We start from the raw sequence: 14720 nt of genomic DNA on the forward strand, positions 1-14720 counted from the left end.
GTAGATCCTGGGGAGTCGATGGAGTCTTTGAGGGTCCCCTGCCTGGCCACGCGCATCCCCTGTCCGTTACGCAGACGGGCTCATCATGTACGTGCAGTGCGAGACGGGCATATGACTGTGGAGGCACATTGCCCTTGATAGCGCTACAGGCGGGCGGCGAGCGCCGATGGGAGGGCGGGGAGGGCGGCCGTGATGGGGGCGGAGCCGCGCGCCGTGAGGTGCTTGCGGTGTTTGAGCGCCAGTTGCGCGGCCCGCCCCTGGACGTCGTAGGACTCGTGGGCGAAGGCCGTGGCCAGCGCGGGCGCCAGGTCGTCGGCCAGCGCGGGCGACTCACGTACGAGCTGGTCGAGCCAGGTCAGCCCGGCCCGCACCAGCGTCACCTCCGCCCGGAACAGCAACCCGGACAGAGCGTCAGCTAAGGCGTCGGCGGAGTCAGGAACGGCGAGGCGGCGGAGGTGGTGGAGGGCGAGCTGGGCCACCGGGCCGGGAGCCGACGGGAGCAGGCTCAGATAGTCGCGGAGATACGGGGCGGCCTCCGCGTCCGACGGGGCGAGGACCTCGTGCAGGCGGACGAAGAAGCGGAGGTCCTGGGCCGTGCCGCCACGCAGGAACCGGCGCACGCAGCCGTCCAGGAGCACCTGACGGTCACCCCACTTGGCCAGCTTCCTGAGCCAGCCCGTGTGATGGGTGACGCGCTCGTGCTGGAGCACGCGCCCGACTCCCTCGGCCTCGAAGATGCGCGGCAGGAGGGCCGGCCAGAGCGGGTCCGAGTGCGTGGCGGCGCCGCTGGACACCCAGGCCGCGACCAGGGGATCGTGCTGGGGCGGCTCGACTCCGGTGTGCCGGAGCAGCGCGAGGGCGAGCGGTGTGCCCGGGTCGCGGGGGCGGCGGAGCCTGGTGGCCAGGCGTACGGCCAGATTGGCCTGCCAGGCGGCGGGACGGTGGCTGACGAGCCGGATCATCGGGTCCGGGTCGCCGAAGTCGGCGCCCGGCAGATATCGATGAGAGGTCATAAGGTCGCGGCGGTTGAGCCAGGACGCCACGGCGGTGATCGGGCCGAGGGTGCCCGCGCCGGCCAGGCGCATCAGCTCGCGCCACCGCTCCCAGGGCTGGGTCGGCAGCTCGACCCAGTCATCGTCCTCCCAGAGCGACTGCTTGCGCTCGGCGTGGTCGCGGAGGACGGGAATGTGGTCACGCAACTCGGCGGCGACGGCCTTGCGTTCACCGGTGTCCAGGGCGATCAGCCGGTCCACGAGCTTTTCAGCGTCGCCGAGGTCGATGAGGTCGCGGATCTCGTCCCAGGCGGTCATTCCAAAGCTCCTCGTGAGCAGCGGGTCGATGGGGCCAACTGTAGAGATCGCCGCCGACAGAAGCGTGGTGCGGAAGTGACGGATGAGGGTACGACCTCGAAGGATGAGCCTGTGGGAGTACGTCAGAGATCGATGGGATCTCATCGTCTTCGAGACGATGCAGCACGCCAGCATGGTCGCCCAGTGCGTCCTCGTGGCGGCGCTGCTCGGCGTGCTCGCCGGCGTCGCGACCTACCGCCATCCCCGCTCGGCGGCCCTGGCCACGGCCACCGCGGGCGTGCTGTTCACCATCCCGTCGCTGGCCATGCTCGGCCTGCTCATCCCGCCGCTCGGGCTGGGGGTGGCGCCGAGTGTGACCGCCCTGGTCCTGTACGCGCTGCTGCCGATCATCCGCAACACCGTCGTCGGCCTGCGGGGCGTCGATCCGACGCTGGTGGACGCCGCCAGGGGCATCGGGATGAGCCGGGTGCGGTCGCTGTCCAGGATCGAGCTGCCGCTGGCCTGGCCGGTGATCCTCACGGGGATCCGGGTGTCCACGCAGCTCGCCATGGGGGTCGGGGCGGTGGCGGCGTACGTCTCCGGGCCGGGGCTCGGTGAGCAGATCTTCTCCGGGCTGGCCAGGCTGGGCGGCGCGAACGCGGTCAATTCCACCCTGACGGGCACGATCGGGATCGCGCTCCTCGCCTTGCTCTTCGACGGGTGCTTCGTGCTGCTCGGGCGGTTCACGATCCCAGGGGGCGTACGTGAGTGAACAACCTCAGCACGGCGTGCCGATCGAGCTGCGTAAGGTGACCAAGGCGTTCCCGGGCGGCGGCGAGCCGGCCGTACGAGAGCTGGACCTGAACATCCCCGCCGGCGAGATCGTCGTCCTGCTCGGCCCTTCGGGCTGCGGCAAGACGACCACCATGCGCATGATCAACCGCCTGATCGAGCCCACCTCCGGCGACATCCTGATCGGCGGGCAGAGCTCCCGCGACATCGACCCCGACCGGCTGCGCCGCCGCATCGGGTACGTGATCCAGCAGGCCGGCCTGTTCCCCCACATGACCGTGGCCTCGAACATCGCCCAGGTCCCGAAGCTGCTCGGCTGGGACAAAGTGCGCATCACCGAGCGCGTGGACGAGCTGCTCACGATGGTCGGGATGGAGCCGGGCGCCTACCGCGACAGCTACCCGCGCCGGCTGTCCGGCGGGCAGCAGCAGCGCGTGGGCGTCGCCAGGGCGCTGGCCGCCGACCCGCCCGTCATGCTCATGGACGAGCCCTTCGGCGCCCTCGACCCCATCACCCGCGAACGCCTCCAGGACGAGCTGCTCCGCCTCCAGGACGACCTCGCCAAGACGATCGTGTTCGTGACGCACGACGTCGACGAGGCGCTGAAGATCGGCGACCACATCGCGGTGATGCAGAAGCCCGGCCACATCGTCCAGTACGCCTCTCCCGCCGAAATCCTCACGAACCCGGCGAACGACTACGTCGAGCAGTTCCTCGGCGGCGGCTCCTCCATGCGCCTGCTCCGGCTGACCAAGGTCGGCGACATCGACCTGGACCAGGTCCCGTACGCCTCCGAGGACGCCGACGCGGCCGGGCTGCTGACCGAGATCGAGCGGGACGGCCGCGGGTACGCGCTGATCCTGGACGGGATGAGACGTCCGCTGCGCTGGGTCTTCGCGGCGGAGCTCGAAGGGCGGCACGGGCCGGTCGGCGCGGCGGGCGACCAGGTCGGCGGCACGATCGGGCACCGGATGACGTTGCAGGACGCGATGGAGAAGCTGCTCAACGCCGACTACGAGACCGTGCCGGTGGTGGGCAGGCGCCAGGCGTACGCGGGCGCGTTGTCGCTGGCGACGGTCCAGAACGCGATCTCCGCCATCAAGGCTCGGGAGCAGGAGCGCCGGAGAGGGGCGGGCAGGTGACGGTCGAGGCGGCCGCCGCCAAGGAGGCCACGACGCCGGAGCCGGAGATCGGGCGCTCGTGGCACGTCCTGCTGCCGCCCCTGCGCTACCTGGCCATCGCCGTCGCGATGATCGTCTACACGCAGACGACGCCGCTCGACAGCATCGAGCGCGGCTCGCTCAACCTGCCCTTCATCCTGCGGCGCACCTGGGAGCACATCCAGCTCGTCTTCTACTCAACCGTGCTGGTGCTGGTGGTGGCGCTGCCGCTGGGCATCCTGCTCACCAGGCGCGTCTCACGCAAGGCGACGCCGTTCGTGCTGGCCCTGGTGAACGTGGGCCAGGCCACCCCCTCGGTCGGCCTGGTGGTGCTGCTGGCGGTGGTGTTCCAGATCGGCTTCTGGACGGCGGTGGCGGCGTTGTTCGCCTACAGCCTGCTGCCCACGCTGCGCAACACCATGGTCGGCCTCGAACAGGTCGATCCGCGGCTGATCGACGCGGGCCGCGGGATCGGCATGTCGACGATGGGGGTGCTGGCCAAGGTCGAGCTGCCGATCGCGATCCCGGTGATCCTTGCGGGGATCCGTACGACGCTGGTGCTGAACGTGGGCACGGCCGGCATCGCGGCGTTCATCGGAGCGGGCGGGCTCGGGGACCTGATCACCGCCGGGGTGAGCACGCAGCGCAGCCTGATCCTGGTCACGGGGTGCGTGCTGATCGCCGTGCTGGCGTTGCTCATCGACTGGCTGGGCGGGCTCGCGCAGCGCTTCCTCGCGCCCAAGGGGTTGTCGTGAGGGTCCTCGTCGCATCCCTGCTGCTGGCCGCGGTGGCCGGGTGCGGGCTGCGGCCGGCGTCGTCGTTCGTGCCGCCGGTCGAGCCGGGCAGCATCAAGCCGCTGCCCGCGCTGGTGGGCACGCAGGTGCGGGTGACGTCCAAGGAGTTCACCGAGCAGCTGGTGCTCGGCAAGATCGCGGTGGTCGCCCTCACCGCGGCCGGCGCCGACGTCATCGACCAGACGAACGTCCAGGGCAGCGTGAACGCCCGCGCCTCCCTCATCCGGGGCGACGCCGACCTCATGTGGGAGTACACCGGCACCGGCTGGATCACCTACCTCGGCCAGAGCACGCCGATCCCGGACCCGATCAAGCAGTACGAGGCCGTCCGCGACCTTGACCTGCGCCGCAACGGCATCGTCTGGCTCCCGCCCGCCCCGCTGAACAACAGCTACTCGATCGGCACCACCCGCGCCACGGCCGAGAAATGGGGCCTGAAGACGATCTCGGACATGACGAAGATCCCCGTGGCACAGCGTACGTACTGCGTCGACCAGGAGACCTTCGGCCGCGACGACGGATTCCTCGGCATGCTCAAGGGCTACGGCCTGACGTACGGCAAGGACGTGCTCGCGTCGAACATCCGGCGCATGTCCACCGGCGTCCTCTACAGCGCCATCGCCGGCGGGCAGTGCGCGATGGGCATGGTGACCACCACCGACGGCCGGCTGGCGGCGCTCGACCTGGTGCTGCTGGAGGACGACAGGAAGTTCTTCCCCCTCTACAACGCGGCCGTGACGATGCGCAGGCAGCTCGCCGACGCGCATCCGGAGATCGCGAAGATCTTCGCGCCCATCAGCGCCAAGCTGACCGACGACGTGATCCGCGGGCTCAACGCGAAGGTGGACGTGGACGGCGGCGTGCCGGTGCTGGTCGCCCGCGACTGGCTGAGATCGCAGGGTTTCGTCCGCTGAACAGTGCGTTAGGCACCTTGAAGTGCGTACTTCCCGCCAGAGAGCAACTCTCCGTACGGTCATGAAAATGACGGAGAGAGAGCTCATGCGCGCAGTCGTCGTCCACGCTTTCGGCGGCCCAGAGGTGCTGCGGATCACGGACGTGCCGACACCGGTCCCGGCGGAGGGCCAGGTCCTGATCCGGGTCGAGGCCGCGACGGTGAACCCGGTCGACCTGGCCACCCGATCCGGCGCACTCACCGAGGCGGGCCTGTTGCCGGCGCGGGAGGTGATCGGCATCGGATGGGACGTCGCCGGAACCGTCGAGCGAACGGGCCCAGGAGTCACCGGCCTCGTGCCAGGGGACCAGGTGATCGGCCTGTCCGACCGGCTGGACATTCCGCTCGGCACGCAGGCCGAACACGTCGTGCTCGACGCGGATGCGGTCGCGCCCGCGCCTGCAGGCGTCTCGTCCGCACAGGCCGCCACCCTGCCCCTGAACGGGCTCACCGCCGCGCAGGCACTCGACGGACTCGGCCTGACCGGCGGGCAGACGCTGCTGGTGACCGGGGCGGCCGGGGCCGTCGGCGGATTCGCGGTCCAGCTGGCCGTCGCGCGCGGGCTCCGGGTGGTCGCGGTCGCCGGAGCCGCTGACGAACCGCTCGTCCGCGGGCTCGGCGCCGAGCTGTTCGTGCCGCGCACGGCCCGGCTGGGTGAGGCGGTCCGCGCCCTCGTTCCCGGCGGTGTGCACGCGGCGCTGGACGCTGCCGTGACCGGGGCGGCCGCTCTCGACGCGGTCAGGTCGGGTGGCGCCTTCGCCGCGCTGGTGGCGGGCGGGGCCCCAAGTCCGCTGCGCGGCATCCGGGTCTTCAACCACTGGATCCGCGCCGACGGCGCCCACCTGTCCAGGCTCGCCGCCCTGGTCGAAGCGGGTGCCCTCACCCTGCGCGTGGCCGAATCCCTGCCCCTCGACGACGTCGCCGCCGCGCATCGGCGCCTCGCGGAAGGCGGCCTGCGCGGCCGCCTCGTCCTCATCCCGGGGCTTTACCGGCCCGTCTCCGTGGAGCAGAGCGTGCGGGTGCCGTCGTAGACCACCACGTTCCCGTCGTCCTGCACCTCCAGTCTTGGAGTGCCACAGCCTTGCAGACGACCAGGTTGCCGTCCTCCTGCATGGCGGTGAACGCGCCGCGTAGGCGACCGCCTCACTTCGAAGGATCTGAAACCGACGCGATGGCGTTAGCCATACCCGATCAAGGGCAGGCCGGTGGCATGTCGCAGACACCACCGCCGCAGCGCCAGCCCTACCCGGGCCGTACGGGCGAGATGAGCCCGCAGCCACGTGACGAGATGCGGGACTACGTCGGCCGCGACCTGCTGAGCGGCAGGAAGGCGTTGATCACCGGGGGTGACTCGGGCATCGGCCGGGCGGTCGCCGTGGCCTTCGCCAAGGAGGGCGCCGACGTCGCGATCGCCTACCTGAGCGAGCACGACGACGCCGGCCACACCCGCAAGCTGGTCGAGGCGGCCGGGCGGCGCTGCGTGCTGCTGCCCGGCGACCTCGCCGACCGCGACCACTGCGCCTCCGTCGTCGAGCAGGCGGTCTCGGAGCTCGGCGGCCTGGACGTGCTGGTGAACAACGTGGCCTACCAGCAGCCGGTCGACGGCCTGGAGGACCTGCCGGACGAGCAGTGGGAGCACACGTTCGAGGTGAACATCCACAGCTACTACCGCGTCACCAAGGCCGCGCTCCCCCACCTGAGGGAGGGCGGCGCGATCATCAACACCTCCTCCATCAACGGCCTGCGCGGCAACAAGACGCTCATCGACTACGCCACCACCAAGGGCGCGATCAACGCCTTCACCTACTCCATGGCCCAGAACCTGGTCGAACGCGGCATCAGGGTCAACGCCGTGGCCCCGGGACCGGTCTGGACGCCGCTGATCCCGGCGACGCTGCCGGCGGAGAAGGTCGGGAAGTTCGGCGAGCACGTGCCGATGCAGCGGCCCGCCGACCCGGACGAGATCGCCCCTTCGTACGTGTTCTTCGCCGCCGACCGGCTGTCCTCGTACTACACGGGCGAGGTCCTGGCTCCGATCGGCGGCGAGACACTTCCGGGCTAGCTAGTCGACGTACAGGTTCAGGCCGCGCCGCCTGAACTCGGCCGCCTTCTCCGCCAGCCCCGCCTCGATCGCGTCCTGCCTGATGTCGTGGCTGATCCGCATGGAGCAGAACTTGGGGCCGCACATCGAGCAGAAGTGCGCCGTCTTGGCGGGCGCGGCGGGCAGCGTCTCGTCGTGGAACGCCCGCGCCGTGTCAGGATCGAGCGCCAGGTCGAACTGGTCCTCCCAGCGGAACTCGAACCGGGCGTCCGACAGCGCGTCGTCCCACGCCTGCGCCTGCGGATGCCCCTTGGCCAGGTCCGCCGCGTGGGCCGCGATCTTGTACGTGATCACGCCCGTCTTGACGTCGTCCCTGTTCGGCAGGCCGAGGTGCTCCTTGGGGGTGACGTAGCAGAGCATGGCGGTGCCGTACCAGCCGATCATGGCGGCCCCGATGCCCGAGGTGATGTGGTCGTAGCCGGGCGCGATGTCGGTCACGAGCGGCCCGAGCGTGTAGAACGGCGCGTCGTCGCAGAGCTCGCGCTGCAGGTCGACGTTCTCCTTGATCTTGTGCATGGGCACGTGCCCCGGCCCCTCGATCATCACCTGGACGTCGTGCGCCCGCGCGATCCCGGTCAGCTCCCCGAGCGTGCGCAGCTCGGCGAACTGGGCCTCGTCGTTGGCGTCCGCGATCGACCCGGGACGCAGCCCGTCGCCGAGCGAGAACGACACGTCGTAGCGGGCCAGGAGCTCGCACATCTCGTCGAAGTTCTCGTACAGGAAGCTCTCGCGGTGGTGCGCCAGGCACCAGGCGGCCATGATCGAGCCGCCGCGCGAGACGATGCCGGTCTTGCGGCGCGCGGTGAGCGGCACGTACGCCAGCCGCACCCCCGCGTGCACGGTCACGTAGTCGACGCCCTGCTCGCACTGCTCGATCAGGGTGTCACGGTAGACCTCCCACGTCAGGGACTCGGGGCGGCCTTTCACCTTCTCCAGCGCCTGGTAGATGGGCACGGTGCCGACCGGGACCGGGGAGTTCCTGATGATCCATTCGCGGGTCTCGTGGATGTCGTCGCCGGTGGACAGGTCCATGATGGTGTCCGCGCCCCATCGGGTCGCCCAGGTCATCTTCTCCACCTCCTCCTCGATGGAGGAGGTCACGGCGGAGTTGCCGATGTTCGCGTTGATCTTCACGAGGAAGTTGCGGCCGATGATCATCGGCTCGGACTCGGGGTGGTTGACGTTCGCGGGGATGATGGCCCGGCCCGCGGCGACCTCCTGCCGTACGAACTCGGGGGTGACGCCCTCGCGCACCGCCACGAACTCCATCTCCCTGGTCACCAGCCCCCGCCTGGCGCAGGCGACCTGCGTCACCGGCTCGCCCGCCGCCCGGCGCGCCGCGATCCACCGCTCCCGCAGGCGCGGCAGCCCCCGCCGGACGTCGGTCTCGACGGCGGGGTCGGTGTACGGGCCCGAGGTGTCGTACAGGGTCACCGACGAGCCGTCCGACAGGTTCACCTGCCGCATCGGCACCCGCAGGTCACCGGTGTAAATCTTTGCGAAACGCGCGTCACTCATCGCGCAAACTCCCTTCGCCGGCATTATCCGGAGCAGGTTCTGGCGGTCGGCGGCTGTCAGCCGTCCTCTCAGCCCGGTCCGCACCGGGCTCCCGCGTTGGTCGGCGGTGATCGTACCCACGCCACATAGCGCGCGAAACCCCCCATTTTCCGGGCCTCCCATGGCCGGAGGTTTGGCGATCGCCCCTGGCGGTACGGTCCCATCAGGGGAAACATGAAAAAGATCGCCGCTTTCGCAGGACTCGTGGTGATGATGGCCACCCTCGGCGCGACCGCCGCCTCCGGGGACGGCATGGACCAGCACGAGGTGAGCAAGGAGCAGTACGCCACCCTGACCGCCCAGTGCCGCTACGCCGACACGGGGAAGGCGCGATGCCGCTCGGCGGTCAGGGAGCTCTATCGCATCGGCAGAACCGACCGCACACTCGACTGCCGCACCTACTCCGGCGTGACCGTCTGCGGCACGCTGCGGCTCAGCAAGTCCGAACGCAAATGCGCTCAGGACTCCACGGACAAGGGACTGCCGTTCCGCCGTGCCGAGGTGGAGTGCTACGCGCTGAGGAGTTGACGTCGTGATCATCGTGGGGGTGGACGGCTCCCGCGCCGGGCTGGAGGCCACCGGCTGGGCCGCCGTCGAGGCCGCGCTGCGCCAGGCTCCGCTGACGGTCGCCCATGCCGTCCCGAGGTGGGTGTGCGAGCCGGCCGCCGGCCGTTATGCCGAGGTGAACCGCTGGATGCGCGAAGGCGCGCAGACCGTGCTCGCCACGGCCCGCGACCGGGCGCTGCGCGAGCGGCCCGGGCTCGGCGTGGAGACCGTCCTGCTGCCCGGCGACCCCCGCTCCGCCCTGATCAAGGCCGCGGACGACGCCGAGCTGCTGGTCGTGGGCAGCCGCGGGATCGGCGGCGTCCGCGGGCTGCTGGTCGGGTCCGTCGCGCACGGGATCGCGGCGCATGCTCTGACGGACGTGGTTCTGGTCCGCGACCGCCCGTCCCCCGGGGGCGGCGCGCAGGGCCGGGAGGTGGTCGTCGGGGTGGACGGCTCGCCGGGCGCGCACCGGGCGCTCGACTTCGGCTTCGACTACGCCAGACGCCACGGTACGCGGCTGCGCGCCGTACAGGCCTGGGCCTGGCCGCAGGCGGACGGCTTCGCGCCCGCCGATCCCGTCAGCGAGCAGGACGCCAGGCAGACCCTGCAGGAGGTGCTGGCCGGGCACCTCGACCCGGAGGTGGAGGTGATCGCGGAGGTCGTGCACGGCCACCCCATCGAGGTGCTGCGCGAAGCGGCGGCGGGCGCGGACCTGCTCGTGGTGGGCTCGCGCGGGCACGGCCAGCTCGCCGGGATGCTGATGGGCTCGGTCAGCCAGGCCATGCTGCACCACGCCCCCTGCCCGCTCGCCGTGGCCAGGCACCGCTGAAAGTTACATGCCGCACCCGGCGTCTTCGCAGGTCGCCGGTCCACCTGACGAGGGCTCACTTCCCGCCGTACCCGCGCGCTCCTACGATCTGCGCAGGCTACGACGGGAGAGCAGACGATGCGCAGGACCAGCGCCGTGCTGGCGGCGATGCTGGCGGTGGCGGGGGCGGTCATCTTCGCGACCACCGCGCCGGCCAGTGCCGCCGCCACCAGGATCATGCCCTTGGGCGACTCGATCACCGGATCCCCCGGCTGCTGGCGGGCCCTGCTCTGGAACAGGCTTCAGAGCACCGGTTACACGAACGTCGACTTCGTCGGCACCCTGCCGCCGCAGGGCTGCGGGGTCACGCACGACGGGGACAACGAGGGCCACGGCGGCTTCCTGGCCACCAACGTGGCGAGCCAGAACCAGCTGACCGGCTGGCTCGCCGCGACCAAGCCCGACATCGTGATGATGCACTTCGGCACGAACGACGTGTGGAGCAACATCGCACCGGCGACGATCCTCAGCGCGTTCACGACGCTCGTGAGCCAGATGCGGGCCAGCAACCCCGGCATGAAGATCCTGGTCGCCAAGATCATCCCGATGAACCCGTCCAGCTGCGCCGACTGTGCCCAGCGCGCCGTGAACTTCAACAACGCCATCCCCGCCTGGGCCGCCTCCACCACCACCCAGCAGTCGCCGATCACGGTGGTGGACCAGTGGACGGGGTTCAGCACGGGCACGGACACCTACGACGGAGTGCACCCGAACGCCGCCGGCGACCAGAAGATGTCCGACAAGTGGTACCCGGCGCTGGTGAACGCCCTGTCCGGCACGTCCACCCCGACCCCGACCCCCACACCTACGCCCACCCCCACCGTGACTCCGCCTCCCGGCGGCTGCACGGCCACCTTCAAGAACGTCGGCCAGTGGCAGGGCGGCTTCCAGGGCGAGGTCACCGTCAAGAACACCGGCAGCGCGGCGATGAGCGCGTGGACGACGAAGTGGACGTTCGCCAACGGCCAGCAGATCACTCAGATCTGGGGCGGCACGCTCAGCGCGAGCGGATCGGCGGTGACGGTGTCCAACGTGGGCTGGAACGGCTCGCTGGCGCCCGGCGCCTCGGCCACGTTCGGCTTCCTCGCCTCCTGGACCAGCGCCAACACCGCCCCTGCTCCTAGCTGCTCGTGATCGACGCCAATCGAGGCTCGGCCAGCCGCACATAGTCGTCGGTCACCAGCGCCACGGACCGGTCGAGCCGGCCGGCGTTGAAGTACAGCTCGGGCTGGTCCAGCAGCGAAGGATCGGCGACCAGCTCGAGCCGGGGATCGTAGCTGAACGGCAGCACGGTCCCGCTCACGCTGCCCGCCAGCTCCTCGGCCTTCTCCTTCGCGGCGAAGGCCACGTACGTCCCCTCCAGCAACGCCTTGACCGCCTGCAGATCGAGCCGCGCGTCGCCCGGCACAACCGCCAGCACGTGACGAGTCTGCTTCTTGCCGACCTTCACCATGACGATCAGGCACTTGGCCGCCTGCGCGGGATCGTGCCCGCGCAGGGCACTGACCTCGTCCGTACGCCCTTCTGGCGCGTGCTCGATCAGCCGGTAGCGCGCCCCGGCGGCGTCCATGTCGGCGATCAGCCGCTCATAGGCGGCATGCTCGTCACCACTCACCGCTCAACAACTCCTTAGCCTCAGCGATCCGGTCCTCGTCGCGCTGGTAGAACACCCACTGCTTGATCTTCTTGCCCTTGATCAGCCGCGCCTTCACCAGCACCTTGAGATGCTCACCGCAGGTCGGCTGGCTCACGCCGAGCTTCTCGGCGATGAACAGCGAACAGACCCCGTCCTGTACGAGATCGCCGTCACGCTGGGGCCGGAAGTGCCGCTCGGGATCGCGCAACCACTCCAGGACGAGCAGCCGCTTGTCGTTGGCCAGCGCCTTGACCAGATCAACGTCCAACACCGCAGTATTATGGCAATAAGCTAATTACCTGTCTACTGCCCCTGGAGACCTGTCTGCTGCCCTTGGCGGGCTACGAGACCTGTCTGCTGCCCCTGGCGGGCTACGAGACCTGTCTGCTGTCCTGGCGGGCTACGAGCTGGGCACCACCGGAGCGCCTTCGCTGGCCTGCACCAGCACGAACCCCTGCCCCCTGAACGCCAGCTGCATGGCCTCCCCACTCCCCCGCCCGATCAACGCCCCCGCCTTCATCGTCCGGTTGACCCCGACCTGCAGCGTCGTGCTCCAGCACACCGCCGACTGCCCGTCCGCGAAGGTGGGCATCCGCGCGGCGTCGAGCAGCACCGGCGTGCCATGCGTGGTCACCGCCACCCACCCGGTGCCGGTGACGGTCGTGTTGAACAGCCCGCCGGCCGCGATCCCGGCCCCCTGCACCCGCTGGATGTCCCAGGAGAGCTGCGGCTGGAACGCGAGCAGGTTGCGCCCGTTGACCGTAAGTCCTTCGTTCTCCAGGTAGAACAGATGGATGTCATCGGCGTTGTCGGCCAGATAGAGCGGCCCCTGGCCGCGTACCCGCATGAGCGAGGCGCCCTCACCCGTCATGGCCTTCTTGAACAGCTTCCCGATGCCCCCGGAGCCTTCGTAGTCGAAGTCCATCTGCCCCTGGAAGGCGACCATGGAGCCCTGCTTGGCCAGCACCTCGCCGGGGGCCAACTGCACGCGGAGCATCTTGTGGTTCTCCAGCACGAACCCGTTCGGCTGCGGCTGGGAGGAATCGAGGTTTCCGAAAATGGAGCTACGCACCGTTTTGCCCTTTCGAAGAGGTGATGCGGCCAGCGTACGGAGAACCACGCCCCCGTACGCACTCCTTCACCTCTACGGCCTTCCGCCCCCCAGACAGGAGTGGCTCAGCCGCGTTCCGCAGCCGCAGGTATGGGCTGGACGGCCGCGTTCACCTGGGCAGAGCGGCGGCCCCCGCCCTCCAGCCGCAGACCTGGACTGAGCACCGCGGTGACAACAAGCGACGCCAGCCCCATCACGGCCATCGCCGCACCCGCGGGCAGATACTGCGCGACGAGCCCGGCCACCGTGGCGCCGACCGCCTGCGCCGCCTTCATGCCGGTGCCGTGCAGCCCCAGCGCCTGCCCCCGAACCTCATCACCGACCAGCGCGATCAAACGCTCCTGCAACAGCAACGTGGACGCGAACCCGATCGACGCCACCGCGACCACACCGGCCGCGATCGGCGTGCCGAGCGGCAGCACGAACAACAGGTACGGCAGCGCGAGCAAGAACCGCAACGGGGTGACGAACCGCCTCCGCGCCTCCGGCGACAGGAACCGCCCGGCGGCCAGATCGCCCAGCAGCATCCCCACCGCCGCCGCCACGAACAGCGCGGCCGCACCTTGTGGCGCGTACGGCACGAACAACGCTTCGCATCCCACCACCAGCCCGTTGGGCACCCACATCGCCAGATAGACCGCGCGGCGCTCCGGAGTGGACAACAGATGCCGGTTGACCCGCCAGGTAGCCGCGACGGACGGACGCCCGGCCACCCGAGCCGGACGCGCGCTGAGCCCGAACCGCAGCACCAGCGCCGCACCGAAGGACAACGCCGCACCGATGATCAGCGTCGCCCGCGGCGACACCACCGCCAGCAGAACGCCCCCGAGCGCGAAGCCGGCGATCTGCATCGCGCCGACCGAGATGTTGAGCACCGAGCGGCCGAGCACATACCCGTTCCGCGGCACGATCTCATTGAGCAGCCCGTACCGGACACCGCCACCCACCGAGCCGACCAGACCCATCGCCAAGATCACCACGAACATCGCCCACAACGGCATCCCCGGCATGGCCAGCACCAAGCTCGCGACGCCGCCGGCGAGCGCGATCAGCGTCAGCGCCGCACGCGGCCGCACCCGATCGACCACCGACAGCAGCGTGGTGGCGCCCACAAGCTCGGCGAACGACGGCCCGAACATGCTCAACGCGGCCAGCAGCGGCGAGTCCGTACGGGCGTACACCAGCGTGGCGAGCGCGAGCCCGGTCAACGTGGTCGAGGCGACGTTCCCGCACGAGGCCACGAACAGCGGCGTGAACTCCGGCGCCCGAAACAGTTCCCGATAAGTACGCATAGCAGCCGATCTCCTCCAGCCATGGCGAGACCCCTTTCCCAGGGATCCACCAGCGCTTGGTCTCACCGACGAGCCTGCACCTGAGAGCTCTTATGCGTCCAATGCCACTATCAGCGAAAACCCATAGACAGGCTTGATGAATGCTCAACATCGTCAGGCTCCGCGTCCTGGCACGCCCGCCGCGCGACGGAAATCATCGGCCGGGCCGCCGCGGCCGACACCGAACTCGGCCTGCAAACCGGCCAGGTCCGCCTCGCAGCCCTCAGCTCAGCCCGAGCGTCCTGTTTCCCGGGGGGTGGCCACAGCACTGCACAGGTCGTACCCGAACATCGAACTCCACCTGCCCAACACCCCGCTGTACCTGCTCTGCCAGCACCCCGGAGCCACACTCACCACCCACCTGGACATGGATCGCAGACTGCCCCAACTGACGCACCGATCCGATCGAGTTCTGCCAAGCCGGGCCTCGCCCCGCGCTCACACCATGCGGACGGAGTCATCGCCCGCGAACTACCCGCCGTCCGACGCCGCACCTACCTCGCGACGTTCGGCGACCCCCGACCCACCGACCACGACCGCCTTCATCACAGCCCTGCACACCACCGATCAACCACCAGCACCC

At 70.0% G+C, this 14720-nt stretch carries 15 protein-coding genes and 1 riboswitch; of the genes, 9 read left to right on the forward strand and 6 right to left on the reverse strand.

Annotation, left to right across the window (positions count from 1 at the left end; genetic code table 11):
• Positions 1–143: 143 nt before the first annotated feature.
• Positions 144–1310 carry a DUF6493 family protein gene (locus tag ABEA43_RS58930; RefSeq protein ID WP_345576711.1) on the reverse strand — a complete coding sequence of 389 codons (1167 nt, stop codon included), beginning with the start codon at positions 1308–1310 and terminating at the stop codon, positions 144–146.
• Positions 1311–1413: 103 nt separating this feature from the next.
• Between ABEA43_RS58930 and ABEA43_RS58935 the strand changes: the two genes are divergently transcribed.
• From ABEA43_RS58935 to ABEA43_RS58960, 6 genes are all read left to right on the forward strand, one after another.
• Positions 1414–2061 (forward strand): ABC transporter permease, encoded by a 648-nt coding sequence (locus ABEA43_RS58935; protein WP_345576713.1) that lies wholly within the window; start codon positions 1414–1416, stop codon positions 2059–2061.
• Positions 2054–3223, forward strand: coding sequence for an ABC transporter ATP-binding protein (locus ABEA43_RS58940; RefSeq protein ID WP_345576715.1), 1170 nt, complete (start codon positions 2054–2056; stop codon positions 3221–3223). The genes ABEA43_RS58935 and ABEA43_RS58940 overlap by 8 nt, the downstream gene beginning before the upstream one ends.
• Positions 3220–3996 carry an ABC transporter permease gene (locus ABEA43_RS58945; protein ID WP_345576717.1) on the forward strand — a complete coding sequence of 259 codons (777 nt, stop codon included), beginning with the start codon at positions 3220–3222 and terminating at the stop codon, positions 3994–3996. The genes ABEA43_RS58940 and ABEA43_RS58945 overlap by 4 nt, the downstream gene beginning before the upstream one ends.
• A complete protein-coding gene (locus ABEA43_RS58950) occupies positions 3993–4949 on the forward strand; it encodes a glycine betaine ABC transporter substrate-binding protein (protein WP_345576719.1) in 957 nt (318 codons plus the stop codon). Before ABEA43_RS58945 ends, ABEA43_RS58950 begins: the two co-directional genes overlap by 4 nt.
• A 67-nt stretch (positions 4950–5016) precedes the next feature.
• Complete coding sequence (locus ABEA43_RS58955) at positions 5017–6018, forward strand: NADP-dependent oxidoreductase (RefSeq protein ID WP_345576721.1); 1002 nt, start codon at positions 5017–5019, stop codon at positions 6016–6018.
• A 179-nt stretch (positions 6019–6197) separates the two neighbouring features.
• Positions 6198–7049: an SDR family oxidoreductase gene (locus tag ABEA43_RS58960; protein WP_345576723.1), complete on the forward strand. Its 852-nt coding sequence runs from the start codon at positions 6198–6200 to the stop codon at positions 7047–7049.
• On the opposite strand, the gene thiC is transcribed toward ABEA43_RS58960, so the two are convergent.
• Positions 7050–8606 (reverse strand): phosphomethylpyrimidine synthase ThiC, encoded by a 1557-nt coding sequence (thiC, locus tag ABEA43_RS58965; protein ID WP_345576725.1) that lies wholly within the window; start codon positions 8604–8606, stop codon positions 7050–7052.
• A riboswitch (TPP riboswitch) is annotated at positions 8599–8711 on the reverse strand. (Overlaps the previous gene by 8 nt.)
• 108 nt (positions 8712–8819) lie before the next feature.
• On the opposite strand from thiC, the gene ABEA43_RS58970 reads away from it, so the two are divergent.
• The 3 genes from ABEA43_RS58970 (at position 8820) to ABEA43_RS58980 (ending at position 11193) form a co-directional block, all read left to right on the forward strand.
• The gene (locus ABEA43_RS58970; protein WP_345576727.1) at positions 8820–9173 is read left to right on the forward strand and encodes a hypothetical protein; all 354 of its coding nucleotides are present in this window, start codon (positions 8820–8822) and stop codon (positions 9171–9173) included.
• A gap of 4 nt (positions 9174–9177) precedes the next feature.
• Positions 9178–10020, forward strand: a complete 843-nt coding sequence (locus ABEA43_RS58975) for a universal stress protein (RefSeq protein ID WP_345576729.1) — start codon at positions 9178–9180, stop codon at positions 10018–10020.
• A gap of 117 nt (positions 10021–10137) precedes the next feature.
• Positions 10138–11193, forward strand: coding sequence for a cellulose binding domain-containing protein (locus tag ABEA43_RS58980; protein ID WP_345576731.1), 1056 nt, complete (start codon positions 10138–10140; stop codon positions 11191–11193).
• Here ABEA43_RS58980 and ABEA43_RS58985 read toward each other — a convergent pair.
• The 4 genes from ABEA43_RS58985 to ABEA43_RS59000 all read right to left on the reverse strand — a co-directional run bounded on the left by ABEA43_RS58985 (position 11180) and on the right by ABEA43_RS59000 (position 14098).
• Positions 11180–11674 (reverse strand): YbaK/prolyl-tRNA synthetase associated domain-containing protein, encoded by a 495-nt coding sequence (locus ABEA43_RS58985; RefSeq protein ID WP_345576733.1) that lies wholly within the window; start codon positions 11672–11674, stop codon positions 11180–11182. The two genes, ABEA43_RS58980 and ABEA43_RS58985, sit on opposite strands and share 14 nt — an antisense overlap.
• Positions 11664–11966, reverse strand: a complete 303-nt coding sequence (locus ABEA43_RS58990) for an ArsR/SmtB family transcription factor (protein ID WP_345576735.1) — start codon at positions 11964–11966, stop codon at positions 11664–11666. Before ABEA43_RS58990 ends, ABEA43_RS58985 begins: the two co-directional genes overlap by 11 nt.
• A 129-nt stretch (positions 11967–12095) precedes the next feature.
• A complete protein-coding gene (locus ABEA43_RS58995) occupies positions 12096–12767 on the reverse strand; it encodes an AIM24 family protein (RefSeq protein ID WP_345576737.1) in 672 nt (223 codons plus the stop codon).
• Between the two features lie 104 nt (positions 12768–12871).
• Positions 12872–14098 (reverse strand): MFS transporter, encoded by a 1227-nt coding sequence (locus ABEA43_RS59000; RefSeq protein ID WP_345576739.1) that lies wholly within the window; start codon positions 14096–14098, stop codon positions 12872–12874.
• Between the last annotated feature and the right edge of the window lie 622 nt (positions 14099–14720).

It is taken from the genome of Nonomuraea rosea, assembly GCF_039539705.1.
In the GTDB taxonomy this organism is placed as follows: Bacteria; Actinomycetota; Actinomycetes; order Streptosporangiales; family Streptosporangiaceae; genus Nonomuraea; species Nonomuraea rosea.

Bases quoted from the DNA above. Each gene is read 5' to 3' on its own strand.
- ABEA43_RS58930 (WP_345576711.1), bottom strand. From the start codon at position 1,310: ATGACCGCCTGGGACGAGATCCGCGACCTCATCGACCTCGGCGACGCT.
- ABEA43_RS58935 (WP_345576713.1), top strand. From the start codon at position 1,414: ATGAGCCTGTGGGAGTACGTCAGAGATCGATGGGATCTCATCGTCTTC.
- ABEA43_RS58955 (WP_345576721.1), top strand. From the start codon at position 5,017: ATGACGGAGAGAGAGCTCATGCGCGCAGTCGTCGTCCACGCTTTCGGC.
- ABEA43_RS58960 (WP_345576723.1), top strand. From the start codon at position 6,198: ATGTCGCAGACACCACCGCCGCAGCGCCAGCCCTACCCGGGCCGTACG.
- thiC (WP_345576725.1), bottom strand. From the start codon at position 8,606: ATGAGTGACGCGCGTTTCGCAAAGATTTACACCGGTGACCTGCGGGTG.
- ABEA43_RS58970 (WP_345576727.1), top strand. From the start codon at position 8,820: ATGAAAAAGATCGCCGCTTTCGCAGGACTCGTGGTGATGATGGCCACC.
- ABEA43_RS58980 (WP_345576731.1), top strand. From the start codon at position 10,138: ATGCGCAGGACCAGCGCCGTGCTGGCGGCGATGCTGGCGGTGGCGGGG.
- ABEA43_RS59000 (WP_345576739.1), bottom strand. From the start codon at position 14,098: ATGCGTACTTATCGGGAACTGTTTCGGGCGCCGGAGTTCACGCCGCTG.